Genomic DNA, 17,948 nt, shown 5'->3' on the forward strand with positions numbered 1-17,948 from the left:
AACTCATGGAAATTAAATGAAAATTCATTATATTTTTGATGTTGATGATACCTTTATGGTAAATGTTTCTGGAAATTTGATTTTCAATCAATCTATTATCGATTGGTTAAAAAAGAATGATATAAAATCCATTTCTTTATTAACTAGAATGGATGCCAAAAATTTATCAATTACTAGTCCTATTCGAGTTGAACTCATTAATTATCTGAATCAAAACGGAATTAAGGTAGAGCGTGTATATACTCCTTTAGACTTATTATTCAGATCCATTAACCCTAATTTACCTCTTGGGGGAGCTTATGAGAGTTATATGTTCCCAGTAGAGGTTGCTGTGATGAGCATCAAACAAATTGATGAAAAAATATTCAACTCTTGTGCGATTGCTCATGGAAAATACAATGAAATAGAAGCAATGAAATTTTTATTAACTCAAGGCATTCTAAATCCTAAAGAAAAGTTAATAGAAATTAATGAAGAAAAGAAAAAGAAAATTATGGGTGAAGTGGATAACTATTTTAATGAGCAGTATCAAAATGGTTATAAGCATCAAAATGGTGTTGTTGATTTTGATGTGATTCATGAATTGTTCATTCATTTTAAATTGGCCGCCCAAAAAAATCCGAATATAGAATTTCAAGAATTGTTAAATCAATATGAACAAGATTATCAAGAGAGGCAACAAGCAATACCTCAATTAGAGCCAAAACAACAATCAGCTCTTGATAACTATTTTAATGTCTTAAAGAAATACAGAAATTTAAATTATCATGCGCATTTAATAAAAAATAGAGTGCAAGCTGATGATTGTGAGTTTAGCAAAGGACAAGTTTATGAAACTCTTGTTACGGAGTCAGCGATTGGTTCTCAAGATGTTGTTTTTTTTGTTGATGATTCGAAAAGAGAGCATGCTTCTTTAATTGAAGCCCATAAAAATAATAATTTTAAACATCGACTGCTCTATTCTTTTCCTCCATTATCCATGGAATTTAATCAAGAAACATGTGTATCAATGGATAATTTTGAAAGTATTATTACACTGCAAAAACTTAGAGTCGATCTTGGTACTCATATTAATGGCACAGATCCCCTAAGCGTGAACAAGCTTAAAAGCTGCGTTGCACTATTAAATAACTATGGAATAGAATTGCAAAATAAAGGGCAACATCAGATCGCCGCTAATTATTTTAAAGCTGCTTTTATGTTCAGCCCAGCCACAGATGATTTTGCTTTTATTCGCGAGTCAATAATTAATAATTATCTAATAAACTATGATTATCTTAACAAAAATGCCGTTCCTGATAATGCTGATGAAGATAATCTACTTATTACTTCCATTCTGAGTGATATCAACAATCAACCCAGTTTTGCGACTAAAATAAAAGGCGTCGAATTTGAGTTGGCGTTACATCGCAAACAGCATCCCTTTTTCTATGCAGAATCACAAAGTCGGTTTCAGCTTCGTCAAGTCTTCTTTAATAAGTTCACTTCGGTCCAAGTTGATGAAGCCTTTGAACAAAAAATTATTAACAAACTCAGAATGATTCATGAGGAACATAGTGAAGAGGCACGTATGTTTATTAAAGAATTGGAGAATAAAATCTTGCCTCAAGCCTTTAAAACATCTTTAGAAAGTCTTTTACAAAGAGCGGATGCAAACAATCATCCAATTGACTATACGAGCAGCGGCTGACATTTGTGCCTACTTCAAGCGGGATAACGTGAGTTCGACATAAAAGGCATTTTCTATACCTTTTATGTCGAACTCACGTTATTGAACAACTTTCTGACGATCGTCATCTTATGGTTTTTTGTGTAGGGTGACAAGATTTCTATACTAACCTAATTCGTTAAACTCTAGGGTTATGCAATAGATTTTTTGATAATTTCATATGAATTTCTTAAATTAAAAATATTACTCTATACTATAACATAAGTAAAAAGGAGGTATTAAACATGACATCTGGAAGACCTGGTAGCGAAACAATCGATGATACCATCATCAAAACTCTAAATACCTTATTAGAGCTTGAGATGGCAGGTGTAGTGCGTTATACCCATTACTCATTTATGATCTTTGGTTTTAATCGTATCCCTATCTGTAAATGGATGCGTGATCAAGCTCAAGAATGTTTAAATCATGCTCATTTGATAGGCGAACTAATTACCCATTTTTCCTATCATCCTACGCTTAAAATTGGTAAATTATTAGAAACTCATGAACATAATATTAGCCATATTTTAGAAGAGTCTCTTGAACATGAAAAACAAGGTTTGAATTTATACCATCAATTATTACATCAGGCGGAAAAAAAATCGGTGCTCATTGAAGAGTTCGCAAGAAAAATGATTCAAGAAGAAGAAATGCACCTTGGTGAAATATATAAAATGCTTAACCCTCAAGGAGTTTTCAAAGACTAAGGGAGAGGGTAAATGCCCCCCTTTGAATGTTGAATGGACTACAAAAGGAACTATGCGTTTATCAAAAGGAGAAATCTTAATAGGTCAGTAATAAATGTACGTTTACATGAAATACGTGCATACCTGTTTTTTGCTAGGGACAAGTTCGTTTAGCCACCATAAAAGGCATAGATATGCCTTTTATGTCAAACTCATGTTAATTGTAAGTGTAATTGATTTCGGGTTCAATACTGCTGTTTTCAAGTGTAGGAGGCTTGGATAACAATCCATAATGAAGCATGCTTGATATTGGCCATTGTAACTGTTGTATTTAACGTTCTCATCCTCGATAATTTTATAATTAATACATATGCATCATTTTTTGACCCAATTAAAATTGAAAATATGTATAAGCAGAGCTTCCTAAATATCTATAACTTTCTTCATCCTGTCTGACGCTCATCTTTAAATTTTGCTCAATCAAAAAAATGTTTACGTAGAATGGCTATGCGCACATTTTTTTTCAATCACAAAATATAAATATGAACCCCATCCAGGCGAATAAAATTATAGATATTTCGTGAGCTCTGCTTATCTGGCTGACTGTGAGATGATTAATAATTTACCTTTTGCATTACTTTATATTATAATTGCCAATTTTTTGGAATAAGAGAACTATAATGCCTTCAAATCAATTGTTTTTATTATGCGAACAAATTGAAAAGCAAAATACGGATCATTTCGGTAAATTTTATATGTATGTTGCTTTGTTAAATACAGTAACGGTAAGAAATAAATCTTTTGCTGATAGTTTACCTAAGTATTCAAGGGGATTAGCATTTTGGAGAGATAATCGTTTAAACATTGGAGAAATACCTATTGAGTTTACGAAGCAACTCGATAGGTATGCTCGTGAGTTTATTAATCCACAACCTCATTGGTCGAACACTGTTCATAATCTTGTTCTAGCTTATGTTCGTAAAGGGAAGGTTTCAGATCTCACGTATATTATTGATCAAATGCTCCATCATTTAACAGCGATACAAGGTCACCAAAGTCATAATAATAATATTTACAATCACATTAATTTTGAAGAAAAAAAAGAAGGTTTGATTGCATTTATTCAACAAATTTCAATGCTTAATCAGCAATTACTGTCTGCAGTGGATAGTGGTTGTAATACTGCATTATCTTTATTAGTGATTACTGCAGGAGCAGTATTGGTTTTAGCTTCCGTTTTTTCTCTTATTCCTACAGTTATTGGTTTGGGTCTTGTATTGGGAGGATCATATGCTGCATATCATTTTTTGACTCAAGCACAGGAACAAACGGAGTTGTTGGAAGAACAAATGAAACAAGTAGCACAAAAAATGCAGCAACTACCCAGAGATGAGAGCCTATTTGGTGATGAAAATTACAATGCTTTTTATGCTGCAGTAATTAAACCATTACCTTATGCAGCATTGACAGCAGCCGAGCAATTAATGTTTGATGACTCTCAAAAGGACGAATTAACTGGGCAACGCGAGGCTTTAGATCAGGTGTGTGCCATTTTATCGTATTGATCCATGATGAATTTGGGTTATCTTAACTCTATCATAGAGTTAAGATAACTGAGGTATATGTTGAGACTCTTCTTTTTGAGTATTCGCGATTTTTTTACTTTCGAAAAAAGTATCACGCAAAAAATTGTAGCCCGACTTTGTAATCTTACTTCCTAATAAACTGGCACCTACAGCAGTACCTACGCTAATCGAAGCTTCAATGAGACTCATTGGGGTTGTTAATAAATTAATACCGAGTGTAACTCCTGTAGTTATATGATTCGAGGTTTCTTTACTGAAACCACCATAGGTATTGAGTAGATATCCAGCTATAGGAGTTGCAATTGCTTGAGCAGGGGAGGTACCTATTGCGATAAGCAAAAGCGCTCGAATAGCTTGATTAATCCAATAGATGTAATCAGGGCGATAATGAAGATTCTGCAAATAGTCAGTTACTCCTTCGTTGACTAATGTGATCAATACGGAGAGTAAAAGGCCTTGTTGTGCTGCATCGGTAATTAATTGGATAAGCTCAGGAGAAAATAATTCGGATAGTTTGATGGCGTTCACAACGTCACTGATGGACGTAGTATTATTAAACTCGGTATGATGGAATGTTTGGGGCGGTATTAAACTGGTACTGGAAAATGTTTGAGGACTATTCATGAAACATTGGTCTGGAGTACAGTAGGGTCCAGATGCTCTTGAATTAGTCGAGCTATTGAAAATCCCATAAAACCATCTATCCTCTGATTTTTCCTTTTCTTCTTGTTTTTCAGTATCCATTTATAGCTCCTTAAAAATTGTACCTAATAAATGTACTATAAGCGTAGGTGATGTAAGAGGTTTATTTACTTGATTTTCCAACAACATAGCCGAGTAATGCAGAGATTATTGCAGTAATCACTATTGTGGCCCATTTCCTTTCATCATCAAGACTTTTAACATCAAAAAGTACGGAAACACAATAACCAAAAACACCTAAAATCATAATTAAAACGATAAAGAAAAGCAGGCACTCTTTTATTCGTCTGATTTTGGCATCTTTCGGATGTTCTGAGTTCTTTTTTTGCTCCATGTCCATAGCTAAACCTTATTGGTAAGTCCAAGATAATAATACACCTCTCGAGCATCATAACAAATACCATAAAATATAAAGATGATTTATGTGTCTTCATGTATTTTATTGTTCGAATTAGGTATGATTAGCCCACCAGAAAACCATGAGACAATTATGAAAAAAATAGTTCTTCTTCTTTTTATTGTGTTACTTCCGTTAAATGTTTTTGCTAGTGATGAAGTAAATCCTAATTCTTCTTTCAATAATGATTGTGAAAACTTAAAAGATCCTGACGAAAGAAAAGATTGTTTAAATATTGAAAAAAGAAATGAAGCAGAACAAAATTTTAGAAATTTTGAACAGGATAACCAAACTCCCTATCAACAAGATTTTTGAGAAACGCAAATAATTTATTGCAAATTACGCAATTGAAATTGTTGTTGTCATTTTATTTCAAATCTTGAAAACATAAGGGATTGATTATTGAAAATGAGGGAAATTAACTAAAATTAATCTCATTTTCAAATCCAATATATTTCTCTAAAAAAAAATTTACCGAGAAAATGATCTGTTTTTGAACTATATATACATATAGAGATCATTTTTGAAGTCAAGGAGGAGTATAATGAAAAAGCAGATCGTTACATCTTCAGCTTTATTGATGTCCTTAAGTCTGATAGGTTGTAACACAATGAATGATGTGAGCCAATATAGTAATTCAACTGTAGGCGCCGGTGTAAAATATGGTGCTACGGCTGTGGGTACTGGTGTAGGTTATATAGCGGATACTGGTGCTTTTATAGGCAACGGTGTTGGGAAAGTAGTAGGGACTGGAGTTGGATTTCTATCGGGTCAACCTGCTAATTACCGCAATGTTAGTACCTATCAAAATAATAAAATTATTTATCACAACGGACACCGTTATATGTTGAAAGGTGGTCGTTATGTTCTTGTTCGTTAAACATTCTTTTGGGCTCTTCTCAGAGAAATTCAAGAAGAGCCTTTTCTAGGACTTATACCTCATTCATTTTGAGGTTCTCCACTCAAACGCTTCAAGTCCATCGACTATGTTGTTAGTGGGGGTAAAGACTTCATGAGATTCAATAGGCTTAACAAGATCTTTAGCTACGAGAACAGTGTCAGGTGGCGCATGTTTTTGCATGTGTCCTGCAATGTCAATGACTCTATCGCTAAACTCTTCCAATGGTGTTGATAAATCATAATACACAAAACCAGTATTGATTCCACAACGAACATGAAAATCTTGTTTCATCATTTTAGTTGATTTATTAAAATCAGGCAGACTTGATAAAATGTCTTTCGCAGCATCGAATGCTTGTTCTGTTGTATTAAAACAACTCATGACACCATCAGGTGTCCAGGCGGCTTTAATATAGCCATGTTCCTTAAACTTACATAAAATGAAATCGTGATATTGATTAAAATCATTCTCAACTATCACTGGATCTTCGCCGAGCTTCATGTTAGTAGAATCTACCACGTCGATTGCTAAAAACGAGAGATTTCTTCCTGTCTTTTCGAGTTCTTGCTTCAGTTGGATAAACTCTTTCAATAACGTTTGTCTGTTTTTTTCTTTGAGTTTTCCGGGTTTGGCAATGGTTTCTTCCATCTTTTTCACTAAAGTTTGTTGTTCTTTTGTTATGGCTCGAGTTTTAAATTCTTTTAAATTAAGCCTCATTTTAACTTTTTGTAGAGAGAGAATGTAATTAGAAAGAAAGGATGAAATAATTAATAAGCCCATTATTGGAATCAATCTGGAAAGATCCCAACCCGCTATTTGTGTCGGAATATGGCGTTTTATAGTTGCATTAACTACTTTGTCTGTTTGAAGTATGGGTTTTAAATAAGGATATGAGGATAAGTTACTGATATAAGGGGCAACAATTCCCAAAAATATCGTGAGTATTAAGCACCAAACTAGGAGCCTGAGTCCCCTTAAAATAAAAAGTCCAAAGAGATAAACTGCTTTCATTTTTAAGCCAACTTATCTTTAATTTGATATAATTATAGTTGATTTTTTTCAAAGTATTTTATTTTTTCATTAATTTCTCTTGATGATTGGGATTTAATTGATTCAATATTTTTAAGTATTTATTATAATCTTTATGGAAATAAATAATACAATAGGGTAAAATTTAAATTAGTTTAATTTTTAGAATGCTTAAATAATGCCTAATACAGATACTCGTCGTGTAAGAGAAGATTATTGGTATACTTCCGCCCAAATTATAGATGTTGGCAATGCTTGGCAATTAGGAAGCCCAGAACGGCTTTTTTTATATTCCTCTAGAGAATATCCAGACCGTACTGCTTTTGAAGCCTGCCATGTTCCTCAATGGGATGACTTGCCCAAAAAAATACTTTTGCCTTTAAATCTAGGTGGCAATCATTGGACTGCGATTGCTATTGATGTAAGCCAGGGAGCGAATCATCGAGTAAATGTTACTATTTGGTATACTGATTCATTGAATGCTAATGTGAATTTTGCAAACCATGCTCCTCTAGTTCGACAAGAAATTGCACGAGTCGAAGGTATTTTTCGCCAAAGATATGGGTCAGATCAATTGACGATGAGATCAGCAATTTATCCTTATACCTGGACACAACCAGATGGTTCTTCCTGTGGCCCTTACTCACTTGCTAATGGTGTTCGATGTCTCGATAATCGTAGGCAAGAAGCTAACCCGGGAAGAAAAGCAGTTCGAGAGCAACAACTTGACATGATGACTCAAGGCACAGCAATAAACAGTTGCTCTACATGTAATGCAGTTGATGAGATACTGTTGGATTGGATTATTGATCGTGCTCAAAATGGTGAACCTTTGCAGGTAATAACAGAGGATGACGTCCTTGATATTTGTGCTTATTATGCATATAAACATAATCGAGAACTTAATGAAATAATTCAGATATTTCATAATGAATACTGTTCTGGAACTATAAACCCGTCATTTCGTCCCAATCAAGTAAATGTGCGTGTAAGAGAAATTATTGGTGAACTTGGAATTCAATCCACCCATTATACGGAGGTTCCCACTCAAAAACATCCGATTTATACAGGGTATGAAGACGATTATTCAGAGTTAAGTATTGAAGAGTTGATTGAGATATATCAATTAAATGAACCGGTGCAACAAGTTGCTGCTTTAATTGCTCAAGAAAATGTTTCTCAAAAAATAGATAGTTTACGCAAAATCTTATCTGAAAGCATAGAAGATGAGGTGTATGCATTGGAATTAATGCAACAAATTACACTGCAAATGTATCGAGGCCATCAAGCAGAAGCTGAAAACTTAATGAAGGATGTTTTAGGCAATGAACAACATAGGCACCATCTAGATGCGTGTTTTAGAGTGATTTCTGATGTTATTGGGATGAGGAAATTTTCTCAAGATAATGATGAGAAATTTATATATCTAGCGAGTGCCTATAAATCTTTAGCTGATGCAATGAGCCAGGTTAAAACAGTCGATCTTAAAACACCCAAAAATGTTTTAGATGCTCATGTTTCCTTATTACAAGGAGCAATTGATAGAAATAATGCATCTTTACTAAGACAAGTTTGCTTTGCTATTAAAGATTTTAGTTCAGCATTTCTTGAATTTATCACAGGCGGAATTTGGCAATCTGATATTAAGCGTATCACGGTCATTAGCGAACGCTTGAAAACGAAACAGGGAAATATAAGTATAGAACAACTTCAGCAAGAACGACATGCAATTGAAACAATTTTAAATGCAAAAGCAAGTTTAGAAAGAGAGTTAGGTAATGATCTAACGTTTCAAAATCCGAAGTTAACTGATTAATAGCAGTGAGATGTTCAGGAAGATAAATAGAGTTTATTAACATCAAAATTATTATTAAAAATCAGCTCAATTAGATTAAATTTTTTGAGTTTTAATATTTGCTTAACAATTACTCTTTATAATTAAATTTCGGCCTAAATACAATAATTTATTTGGTGAATATATGTACAATAAAAAAGATGAAACTATTAAAGCTCGAGTAAAACATGCAGTTGATGTTTCTGGAAGCTTTGATAACTGTTTTTTTCATAATTACGCGCTTTATTTATTAACTAACCATCTACCCTTTCCTAAAGATTTATTTAACTTTAAATCAATTTTGGAGCAAGAAAGTAAGGCAGAAAAATTATCTCGTTTTTTTCCTAATCAAAAATCATTGAATCAAATTTCCTTATTAGACACCTCAAAAGATCACTCTTCAAATTATCTTTTTGAAAAAACATTGATTTTGGGCTTTTTATTAAGAGAGTGGTTACCATCTCAACTCATGGAACATCCAGAATTAGGTAATGAAATGTTAAAAGGAGAGCATGGTGTAATAACTGGCTTCCAAAACTATAAAGAATATAGATCATTTATGTCTAAGGAAGATTTACGTACCTCAGAATTTAGTGTTTTATACGAAGCTAACCAAGAATTTTTAGAATATTTTTTTAATCGTTCACAAGGAAAGGTAGATAAAAGCTCACCTTTTGAAGAGTATTTTGCTCACGCATCTTCAGATGCAGAGGCAATTAGAAATTATTGGAATATAGAAGGGTTTGCAATCTATTGTAAATACATGGCTCAACCGCAGGTAAAATTATCTCATATTGAAATTATGGCAATGATGAAGGTTATTAATCAACCATTGACCATTTATGATCGTTCGACTGCTGCAGTTGTGGATGAGTATCGTACCTTAGATGCAAGTTCCCCTAAGTTTGAAGTAGCCCTTCATGCTACAGAAGGTCATTATTTTCTTTTAAAAACCGAAGAGACACAAGAAGATTTAGAAGAATATGAACAAAGCCATCGACAATATAAAGCAGATCGAAGTGAACTTCTTGCTCACTCAGAGAAACCTGTTTCTTCTTTATTAGTTAGAGCTACTTGCCCTAAAGGACATTTGGATGATGAGCCTTTTGATGCATTAGTTGAACGTCTTTCTGAATTAGAAAATCTACGTAAACAAGACGATTTGGAGCAGGTGAGCCAAAAGCCAACCACGGAAAACCATAACGTCGACCGTAACGTAAATCATAACTTCCTTTTAAATTTGGGTGCTTCAATAGTTGGAACAACTGCTACATTAGTTACTCTGATGGGGATAGCAATAGTAACTGGGGAATATGATCCAGGTCCCAGCTTGATGGAAGAGGCAGTAGCGACTACTGTTATTGGAACTGTTGCAGGTTTAGGTTATAGTTTGTATAATTTTTTTACATCAAATACTAAGTCTACTGCTCAGCCAGAACAAGATTACAATTTAACACAAAAGCAAAAGCTGAATTAATTAACATAAGATTTGGACATCCACAGTATTTCCATGCCATGGATGTCCAAATAAAAGCAATTCAATGTATGGATTCAAATGCACCAGGCGTACCGCCTAATCCTGCTTTATCTTTCAGTAAATCTTCTTGCCTACTACATCTTAAGCTTGATTGCCAGTGGCTTACGTATTACTTCGGTTCTTCGAAACAGCTTTGCATTTTCGTATTAAATCAACAATAAGTACTGATCGCTGATGGAGCGTTTGATATAAATAATTTATATGAACTGAATCCATATGATGCATCTTTGATTTTGCAAGTGACATGGTTTACGTAATAACATCGGTTTAGCAACATTAAAAACATCTTCATATTTTTGATGTTGATCTCATGTTACTTATTTTTGGAGGATAAACTATGCCAAAGCTTCATCATAATTTTGAACTCGTAGCCGTAAAAAACAAGTTACCTGAGAAAATAGCTTCTTCTCTATCAAAAGGGATTACTGAAAAAAAAATCTTAGAAGATCAATTTGGTGCTTATTATTTGATTAAAAAACCTGATACCTTGACTGTATACGATGTGTTTAAAGGTTATCTTTCAGATGAGCAACTGGAAAATCCTGATTTTGATCCCAAGAAACATATTTTTTCAATACAGCTTGAAGGTGCTTTCTTGGAGATTGTAATTCCTCGTATGGCAAAAAAAATGTTTGAAGGGATTTTAATTGTTCCTGAAAATTACCTTCATGTAGAAGATAAATCTATTGGGGTCATCTCCAAATTCATCAATAACTTTTCAGAGTTTTTGTCGCAAAAGGATGCAATCAAAATCGAATCTCTATTTGATCGAGAACATTTACCCAAACGTAACGATTTATCTCTTACTCCAGAAGAAGCTATGATCATTGGCCAATTGTATGCAGTGGCTTTGGTTTTTAATTTGTGGGATCTATTGAACTCTAAATTGCTCAATTCAGGTTATTGCCTAAGAGAGGGTATAAAACAAGCAGCAATCGTTGATTTTGGTTGTGGTGCTACTCTTAGTTATAAAGGGAGGCATGCTGATACTCTTGCTATGGATGATCCTAATTTTTTACCCGCTAAAAAAATCGATTATTCATTTTTTGGACAATATTATCGTGATCATTACCGTCATGGTTATGCTTTACCCTTTGATCAATTAGTCGCTCCTCTTTTGCCTCATACAATAATTTCAGATTTATTTAACATGTCAGGAAAGGACCCTATTAGTCAAGCGATGCTCGAAGGCTTTTGTCACGCAATCACTACAGCTGAGAAAAATATGGCTCAAAATCCTTGTTTATTGGAAGAGGGATTAGCAGAATCCTATACCGCAATTACTTTAGACTCCTCCGTACAAGCAGATGAATTACAATCTCATTTAAATACAGAGTTTTATAGCATAAAGCCCAAAAAAGACTCTCACTCGTTAATTCATTTGCTTCAACAGCGTCTTATCAGTGCCAAAATGTTAATTTCCAAATTTCAAGCTGGAATTTCTGCAACTTCGATTCAAGAGGAAATACGAGATTATTATTATCATTCTCAAAAGTTGTGAAAATCTTAAGCGATCTGTGAGACAACGTCTTAATTGAACGTAGTTCGACATAAAAAGCATTTCTATGCCTTTTATGTCGAACTCGCGTTAATTTAATCTTTTGATTTTTTATATGCTTGTTTCTAAAATAGCTAACCTTTTAATTCAAAGGAGTTGAGTAATGAGTTACAAATTTAGTTTTGGATTTGCATTTTTAATCAGTGCGCCATCCCTTTTATTTGCTGATGATACGCTAATTTTTGCTGTTGATATTATTCGTCATGGTGATAGAACACCAATTATTTCTATACCTACTGTTAACTATCAATGGAAAGAAGGACCTGGTCAGTTAACTGCAGAAGGTATGCGACAAGAATATAATATGGGTAAGGAGTTTCGTAAAAGATACATTGAGCAATCACATTTATTGCCAGAATATTATGAATATGGAACGATGTATGTTCGATCAACCGCATATGATCGTACCTTGATGAGTGCAGAGTCATTATTAATGGGCTTATATCCCTTGGGAACAGGACCAAAGGTAGCAGACTCTTCTCCTGCTTTACCACACGGGTTTCAGCCTATTCCTATTTTCAGCGCACCTGCAAAATACGATGATATTATTATTCAGCAGATCAGTTCCGAAGAGCGCTCAAAACTCTTTGAACAATATGTTTATTCAACAAAAGAATGGCAACAAAAAAACAATGAGCTAAAAGATAAATACCCACTTTGGAGTCATCTGACCGGAATCCCAATTGCCAATTTAGCTGAGTTACAATTATTGGGCGATTCCTTATATATTCACCAAATTCATCATGCACCAATGCCTGAAGGGCTAACGGCTAATGATGTTGAAACAATTATCAATGCCAGTAACTGGGCTTTTATGGCACAAGAAAAGCCAAAACAAGTAGCAAATGCTTACAGTACTAAGATCATGACCCATATTGCGCATTATCTTTATAGCGGAAGTCAGAAAAAATCTAAATTAAAATATGTTTTATTATCTGCTCACGATACAACTATTACGAGTGCTTTAAGCTTTATGGGAGCTCCTTTGGAGACAGCACCACCTTATGCTTCAAATCTCAATTTCTCACTCTACGAAAGTGATTCTGCGGGTTACACAGTAAAAGTCACTTATAATGGTAACCCAGTTTCAATTCCTGCTTGTGGCGGATATGTATGTGAGTTACAACAATTTATGGGATTAGTGAATTTTAGTCAAAATAACCCGTAATTGCGCACGTAAAAGATTCGACATAAAAGGCATAAAAAAGCCGTTTATGTCGCTAAACGAACGTTATCCCGTAAAGCTTGCGTGGTTTCCTTTACCAAAAGATAAGATGCTTTAAATTCGATACCGTGATTTTGTGCTCAACAGAAGCTCCTCGCTTTTTCGGGTCCATTGTTTGTAATCAATTATTACCAGCTATAATTCGTGGATTATAGTTATCTGTTAAGTTTTAGGCCTGCTTTCGCGAATATCTGAAACTTCATTAAGAAGTTTATCACCTTCCGTTGCCTTAGATCCAAATAAGTGCTTATAGGCAAAATAGCCTCCCACTCCTATTCCAATTATTGCAGCAGCACCTACGCCTAATGCTTTAATGAAAGTTTCTAATCCAGAATCTCTTCTTTTTGTTAATATCTTTTTATTTTCTTTAAGGTGTTCAAGAAATTCCTGAGGGCTCTTATCTAGCTTTTTAGAGGCCTCTGTTATGACTTGATGTTTTTTTAAAGCATCAACAATTTTGGGTTTATGTGAAAATAATTGGTTAATATTTTCAACATTATGTTTTGAATCATATTGATTTATTAAATTGCAAGCTATCATCTTTTTAGCCCATTTGATATCGTCAGGCAGTGGGGCTGGCGCGTTAAATTGTGTTTTTATTAATTGTCCGTAAACCTCACTTAGAAAATTTTTATCTGTTATCTTATTTATTTCTTTTTTAATCTCTTTTTCTAAATAATTTTTATAGTTACTAGTCGCATCTTCATATCTCTGAGTTTTCTCCTCTTCAAATTTTTTTTCTTCTTTAATTTTTCCTAATAATTTATCTAATTTTAATGCCTCTTCCGTACCAAACCACTCTTCCCACTGGTATTTTGAGGTAAGTTTAGAGTTTAATCCCCAGTGCGGACGTTGACCCGAAGATTGTTGCTTTTGAAGGTGTGCAATAATTTGGGAAACATCGTTTAAATTAAAAAGAGCTTGTACAACATCTTCAGGCAAAGACTTTTTACAAAACATCAGCACTTCTTTTTCGGCTGGTGAAACTAAAACTTCTAAATTCTTATCAAGCTTGTATCTACACATCATTTTCTCTATTAATTAATAAAATTGATTCCCCCAAATTGTTCTTTTATAGATTAATTATAGCCTATATTGATAAGGGTAACGCTTTTAAACTGGTGATGTATTACTCTTCTCGATTTTTCATGGAGTTAGTTGTGGCAGTTATTGAAGTGAGAGGTACTGTGAATTTTCGGTAGAGCATCATAATCAAACTTTCATCAATTAACTTATTGATTTTATGTGGTTAGCTCTTTAGTTCCAAATAGAAACAGTTCGACATAAAAAATTACTTATTTTTTATGTCGAACTCACGTTAACTAAGTTCTCGTCACCCTTCGCGAAAGCGGAGGGTATAGGAGCACAAATCTTGTCTTAAATACACTCTAATGAGATGCTCTTTCGAATGTACTTATAAGTATTTTTCTTTGATATGAGCAAAATAATAATCTGAGTTCAATTCCTCGCCTGTTGCTTGGCGTATCAGCTCTTGATAAGGATATAATCTACCCTTTTGGTGAAGATTTTCTCTTAGCCATCCTAATAAAGGCTTAAATTGGCCTTCCTTTACTTGATCTTTAATGTCAGGAATTGATTTTTTTAATGCGGCAAACAGCTGTGCAGCAATTAAGGCACCAAAGGTATAAGCAGGAAAATAGCCAAAAATTCCTGATGGCCAATGAACGTCTTGCATAACTCCATTTTTATCATCACCTAGAGTTGATAAGCCTAAATATTTTTGCATATAGGAGTTCCATACCGAGGGTAAATCATCAATCGTAATTTCAGCAGCAAATAGTAATTGTTCTATTTCATACCGAAGGATTACATGTAAGGGATAGGTGACCTCATCTGCATCAACACGAATAAAGCCTGGTTGGACTCGTGTATAATGATAAAACACATTGTCTGTGGTTATATTTTGGGCTTCGGGAAAATATTTTTGCACAAGAGGAGTGATAAAATGGATAAATGCTAAACTTCGGCAGATTTGCATTTCAATAAGCAATGATTGACTTTCATGTACCGACATCCCCAAGGAATGACCTACAGGTTGAGTCCTCCATTCGTTTAACAATCCTTGTTCGTATAAAGCATGGCCTGTTTCATGAGTAATTGCCATTAAAGACGATAAAAACTCATGTTGATTATAACGTGTGGTGATGCGTACATCACTTGAAATTCCTCCGCAGAATGGGTGATGACTTATATCTAATCGACCATGATTAAAATCAAAGCCCAAATGAGACATGATTTCCATTCCCAGTTGTTTTTGTTGTTCGATAGGGAAATGGCCTGAAATGGGTTTTAGTTCACGCTGGTTTTGTTTTTCGAGGATCTTTGGAATAAGTGATGGTAATTCTTGTTTTAAAGCGTTAAAAATAGGAGTGATCGTCTTACAATCTAAATCAGGCGAATATTCATCAATTAAAACATCCAAAGATGATTTATGAAATACTTGTGACTTGATATCAGTAATGGTTTTAACCTTTTTAAATAATTTCTCCAAATAAGGTTTAAATGTTTTCCAATCATTTTTTGAGCGTAATTCTCGCCAAGCCTGAGCACAAATTAACGATTCATTAGTATATTCTTCAATTAATTTTGCAGGAATGCAGGTTGATTGCTGATATTTTTTCTCTATCCAATAGAGATTTCTTTGCTGCCAAAGCGATAATTCTTCTAGATCTTTTGCCTGTTTGATTAACTCAGCTACTTTTTTATGGGTTAACCATCCATGTTGAACTGCACTTAAAGTAGCTAAAGCTTCTGCACGTGCTTTTCCGCCACCGGCAGGCATCATCGCTGCTTCATCCCAGGAAACAATAGCTGCTAAATTTTCAAAATCATAATATTTCTTTAAATGGTGTTCTAATTTTTGGTATGCATTCATTAATAACTCTCTCCCTGGATGCTTAAAACACCCAATAATTTTCTCAATTAATGAAACATTAACATGCTAGGCTACTTTGTCGTGTTTCTTCTGTTGGTGCTTCAAACTGTACCACACGTTGATGAAATTTCATCACTGTAGAGCGATGTGCAATACTGATCACTGTTGTTTTAGGTAATTTTTCTTTTAGAAGGCTATAAAGTTGATCTTCACTTTGCTCATCTAATGAAGCAGTAGCTTCGTCTAAAAAGAGCCAATCAGGTTTCTTTAATAGGGCTCTTGCAAAAGAAATTCGTTGTTGTTGACCAAGGGATAGTCTTTTTGACCAAGTATCTTTTTTATCTAATTCTGGAATAAACCGGTCCATATTTCCACCCACTGCAAGTAATGCAGCATTATATTGTTCCTCTGTATAGGTGCTGATTGAATCAGGATAAGCAAGTATGGCTTTTAATGAGTCATGAGGAATTAATGGTCTTTGAGGTAAGAAATACGTTTTCTGTTGTTGGGGAATATTAATTTCTCCTTTGCCATGCCCCCATGTATTACGAATTGCTTTGAAAAAGGTACTTTTACCAAAACCCGAAGGTGCTTTAATCAATGTATTTTCGCCAGGTTTAAACTCTAAATTTAAATCGCGCATCATGTAGCGAGGATTTGCAGTATGTGGATAGGCAATATTTAAATTTTTTATGATTAATGCATTTGATTGAGACTGATGAATACGAATATTTTTTTGGCTTACTTTGCTATTTTCATTATCCAACTCCTCTTCAAGTTCGATAATTCGCTCGATACTCGTTTGATATTTTTTTAGGGAGGTATAGGAGTCAACGAACCAATTTAAAGCCTTGCTGACTTCACCAAAAGCAACTCCAACTTGCATAATTTGGTTAAAGTTGATTAATCCTGTGAAGTAAGCGGGGGCAGTAAAGAAATAAGGTAATATTTCAGCAATATAATTATAACTTGTTTGAAAAGCGGAAACTTTGAGTTTAACCCCGAGCTTTTGAAAAGCATTTTGAGAGATATGATCTAAATCTTTTGCTAATCTTTTTTGATGGTATTTTTCTCCAGCCTCAAGAGCGATATTTTCAGATTCATTATGAACAAATTCCAAATCTTTCCTAAATTTTGCTTCTAAACGCTCTTCTTTTTGGTTCATCATTGTTAATGATTTGCCTAACACATGAGTAATGACGCTATTGATTAATGCAACAAATAAGGAAGTCCATACTAAATATCCGGGGATAATAATCGTAGCGCCAAATACTACTATGGGGAGGGAGCTACCAAGGATCCATAAAGTTCCAATAAAGGCAGCTAAAGTTAATGAAGATCTGAGAAAATCAGTACTTAATGAAAGAGTGCGGTCTACAAAGTTTTCAATGTTATCTTGAATGCGTTGATCGGGATTATCAATATGAGTTGAAATACGTGCTAAATCTAAATAATTTTTTTTCCCAAAGAGGTATTTGTTAATAAACTTTGTGGTTAACCATGACCGCCATTGAATGGACAATGTTTCGGTTAAATAATCCATTAAAGTACCTACAGCAACAATAGCTGCACTGGTTAAAGCGATTATGCCGCTGTAAAAAAGAAATCCAGTAAGTTCTTTTGCGGTAAGTGCTGTCCAAAATCCTAAAAATCCCCAGGGCAGGCAGGCTGCTAACCCAACAAGGGCAAGGATGCACAGTATCATGCCTCCAAGTAAGAGCCAGGCAGTTAATTTTTGATCAGAGTTAATAAAATAATCACTAAATAATTGAAATGCCTTTTTAAGATAAGATGGTTTAGTTGAGTTTTTTTTCATTTGATTGGTCGTATAATGAATTATTTGGGCAAAAGACATCATTTGATTCTCTTACTATCATACTTTTTTG

At 34.1% G+C, this 17,948-nt stretch carries 15 protein-coding genes; 9 read left to right on the forward strand and 6 right to left on the reverse strand.

Going from position 1 to position 17,948, the window contains the following annotated elements:
- The first annotated feature begins 16 nt into the window (after nt 1-16).
- From Lgra_RS08050 to Lgra_RS08060, 3 genes are all read left to right on the forward strand, one after another.
- Complete coding sequence (locus Lgra_RS08050; RefSeq protein WP_058498755.1) at nt 17-1,690, forward strand: hypothetical protein; 1,674 nt, start codon at nt 17-19, stop codon at nt 1,688-1,690.
- Between the two features lie 263 nt (nt 1,691-1,953).
- Nucleotides 1,954-2,418, forward strand: a complete 465-nt coding sequence (locus Lgra_RS08055) for a ferritin-like domain-containing protein (protein WP_058498756.1) — start codon at nt 1,954-1,956, stop codon at nt 2,416-2,418.
- Between the two features lie 659 nt (nt 2,419-3,077).
- Nucleotides 3,078-3,962: a hypothetical protein gene (locus Lgra_RS08060; protein ID WP_058498757.1), complete on the forward strand. Its 885-nt coding sequence runs from the start codon at nt 3,078-3,080 to the stop codon at nt 3,960-3,962.
- A gap of 39 nt (nt 3,963-4,001) precedes the next feature.
- Here the strand turns inward: Lgra_RS08060 and Lgra_RS08065 are convergent, their stop codons facing one another.
- The gene (locus Lgra_RS08065) at nt 4,002-4,727 is read right to left on the reverse strand and encodes a hypothetical protein (RefSeq protein ID WP_058498758.1); all 726 of its coding nucleotides are present in this window, start codon (nt 4,725-4,727) and stop codon (nt 4,002-4,004) included.
- A gap of 61 nt (nt 4,728-4,788) precedes the next feature.
- Nucleotides 4,789-5,025 (reverse strand): hypothetical protein, encoded by a 237-nt coding sequence (locus tag Lgra_RS08070; RefSeq protein WP_058498759.1) that lies wholly within the window; start codon nt 5,023-5,025, stop codon nt 4,789-4,791.
- A gap of 150 nt (nt 5,026-5,175) precedes the next feature.
- On the opposite strand from Lgra_RS08070, the gene Lgra_RS08075 reads away from it, so the two are divergent.
- Entirely contained in the window at nt 5,176-5,397 is a 222-nt protein-coding gene (locus Lgra_RS08075; protein ID WP_238584399.1) for a hypothetical protein, read from the forward strand.
- Between the two features lie 229 nt (nt 5,398-5,626).
- Nucleotides 5,627-5,962, forward strand: coding sequence for a hypothetical protein (locus Lgra_RS08080; RefSeq protein WP_058498760.1), 336 nt, complete (start codon nt 5,627-5,629; stop codon nt 5,960-5,962).
- Between the two features lie 63 nt (nt 5,963-6,025).
- Here Lgra_RS08080 and Lgra_RS08085 read toward each other — a convergent pair whose 3' ends face one another.
- Nucleotides 6,026-6,913 carry a hypothetical protein gene (locus Lgra_RS08085; RefSeq protein WP_238584400.1) on the reverse strand — a complete coding sequence of 296 codons (888 nt, stop codon included), beginning with the start codon at nt 6,911-6,913 and terminating at the stop codon, nt 6,026-6,028.
- A gap of 277 nt (nt 6,914-7,190) precedes the next feature.
- On the opposite strand from Lgra_RS08085, the gene Lgra_RS08090 reads away from it, so the two are divergent.
- The 4 genes from Lgra_RS08090 to Lgra_RS08105 all read left to right on the forward strand — a co-directional run bounded on the left by Lgra_RS08090 (nt 7,191) and on the right by Lgra_RS08105 (nt 13,109).
- A complete protein-coding gene (locus Lgra_RS08090) occupies nt 7,191-8,828 on the forward strand; it encodes a Ulp1 family isopeptidase (RefSeq protein ID WP_058498762.1) in 1,638 nt (545 codons plus the stop codon).
- A gap of 163 nt (nt 8,829-8,991) precedes the next feature.
- On the forward strand, nt 8,992-10,323 hold the full coding sequence (gene ceg23 / locus Lgra_RS08095) for a Dot/Icm T4SS effector Ceg23 (RefSeq protein ID WP_058498763.1): 1,332 nt from the start codon (nt 8,992-8,994) through the stop codon (nt 10,321-10,323).
- 397 nt (nt 10,324-10,720) lie between these two features.
- On the forward strand, nt 10,721-11,884 hold the full coding sequence (locus tag Lgra_RS08100) for a hypothetical protein (RefSeq protein ID WP_058498764.1): 1,164 nt from the start codon (nt 10,721-10,723) through the stop codon (nt 11,882-11,884).
- Nucleotides 11,885-12,044: 160 nt separating this feature from the next.
- A complete protein-coding gene (locus tag Lgra_RS08105) occupies nt 12,045-13,109 on the forward strand; it encodes a histidine phosphatase family protein (RefSeq protein ID WP_058498765.1) in 1,065 nt (354 codons plus the stop codon).
- Nucleotides 13,110-13,328: 219 nt separating this feature from the next.
- On the opposite strand, the gene Lgra_RS08110 is transcribed toward Lgra_RS08105, so the two are convergent.
- The 3 genes from Lgra_RS08110 to Lgra_RS08120 all read right to left on the reverse strand — a co-directional run bounded on the left by Lgra_RS08110 (nt 13,329) and on the right by Lgra_RS08120 (nt 17,920).
- Complete coding sequence (locus Lgra_RS08110; protein ID WP_058498766.1) at nt 13,329-14,192, reverse strand: hypothetical protein; 864 nt, start codon at nt 14,190-14,192, stop codon at nt 13,329-13,331.
- 388 nt (nt 14,193-14,580) lie between these two features.
- Complete coding sequence (locus Lgra_RS08115) at nt 14,581-16,062, reverse strand: carboxypeptidase M32 (protein ID WP_058498767.1); 1,482 nt, start codon at nt 16,060-16,062, stop codon at nt 14,581-14,583.
- A gap of 58 nt (nt 16,063-16,120) precedes the next feature.
- Nucleotides 16,121-17,920: an ABC transporter ATP-binding protein/permease gene (locus Lgra_RS08120; RefSeq protein ID WP_238584401.1), complete on the reverse strand. Its 1,800-nt coding sequence runs from the start codon at nt 17,918-17,920 to the stop codon at nt 16,121-16,123.
- Between the last annotated feature and the right edge of the window lie 28 nt (nt 17,921-17,948).

Origin of the sequence: Legionella gratiana (assembly GCF_001467695.1) — a bacterium.
GTDB lineage: Bacteria > Pseudomonadota > Gammaproteobacteria > Legionellales > Legionellaceae > Legionella > Legionella gratiana.

What these genes read in the sequence shown, in the direction of transcription:
- Lgra_RS08090 (WP_058498762.1), top strand. Translation starts at nt 7,191, where the DNA reads ATGCCTAATACAGATACTCGTCGTGTAAGAGAAGATTATTGGTATACT.
- Lgra_RS08075 (WP_238584399.1), top strand. Translation starts at nt 5,176, where the DNA reads ATGAAAAAAATAGTTCTTCTTCTTTTTATTGTGTTACTTCCGTTAAAT.
- Lgra_RS08065 (WP_058498758.1), bottom strand. Translation starts at nt 4,727, where the DNA reads ATGGATACTGAAAAACAAGAAGAAAAGGAAAAATCAGAGGATAGATGG.
- Lgra_RS08060 (WP_058498757.1), top strand. Translation starts at nt 3,078, where the DNA reads ATGCCTTCAAATCAATTGTTTTTATTATGCGAACAAATTGAAAAGCAA.
- Lgra_RS08070 (WP_058498759.1), bottom strand. Translation starts at nt 5,025, where the DNA reads ATGGACATGGAGCAAAAAAAGAACTCAGAACATCCGAAAGATGCCAAA.
- Lgra_RS08055 (WP_058498756.1), top strand. Translation starts at nt 1,954, where the DNA reads ATGACATCTGGAAGACCTGGTAGCGAAACAATCGATGATACCATCATC.
- Lgra_RS08110 (WP_058498766.1), bottom strand. Translation starts at nt 14,192, where the DNA reads ATGTGTAGATACAAGCTTGATAAGAATTTAGAAGTTTTAGTTTCACCA.
- Lgra_RS08080 (WP_058498760.1), top strand. Translation starts at nt 5,627, where the DNA reads ATGAAAAAGCAGATCGTTACATCTTCAGCTTTATTGATGTCCTTAAGT.
- ceg23 (WP_058498763.1), top strand. Translation starts at nt 8,992, where the DNA reads ATGTACAATAAAAAAGATGAAACTATTAAAGCTCGAGTAAAACATGCA.
- Lgra_RS08050 (WP_058498755.1), top strand. Translation starts at nt 17, where the DNA reads ATGAAAATTCATTATATTTTTGATGTTGATGATACCTTTATGGTAAAT.
- Lgra_RS08100 (WP_058498764.1), top strand. Translation starts at nt 10,721, where the DNA reads ATGCCAAAGCTTCATCATAATTTTGAACTCGTAGCCGTAAAAAACAAG.
- Lgra_RS08120 (WP_238584401.1), bottom strand. Translation starts at nt 17,920, where the DNA reads ATGATGTCTTTTGCCCAAATAATTCATTATACGACCAATCAAATGAAA.
- Lgra_RS08105 (WP_058498765.1), top strand. Translation starts at nt 12,045, where the DNA reads ATGAGTTACAAATTTAGTTTTGGATTTGCATTTTTAATCAGTGCGCCA.
- Lgra_RS08115 (WP_058498767.1), bottom strand. Translation starts at nt 16,062, where the DNA reads ATGAATGCATACCAAAAATTAGAACACCATTTAAAGAAATATTATGAT.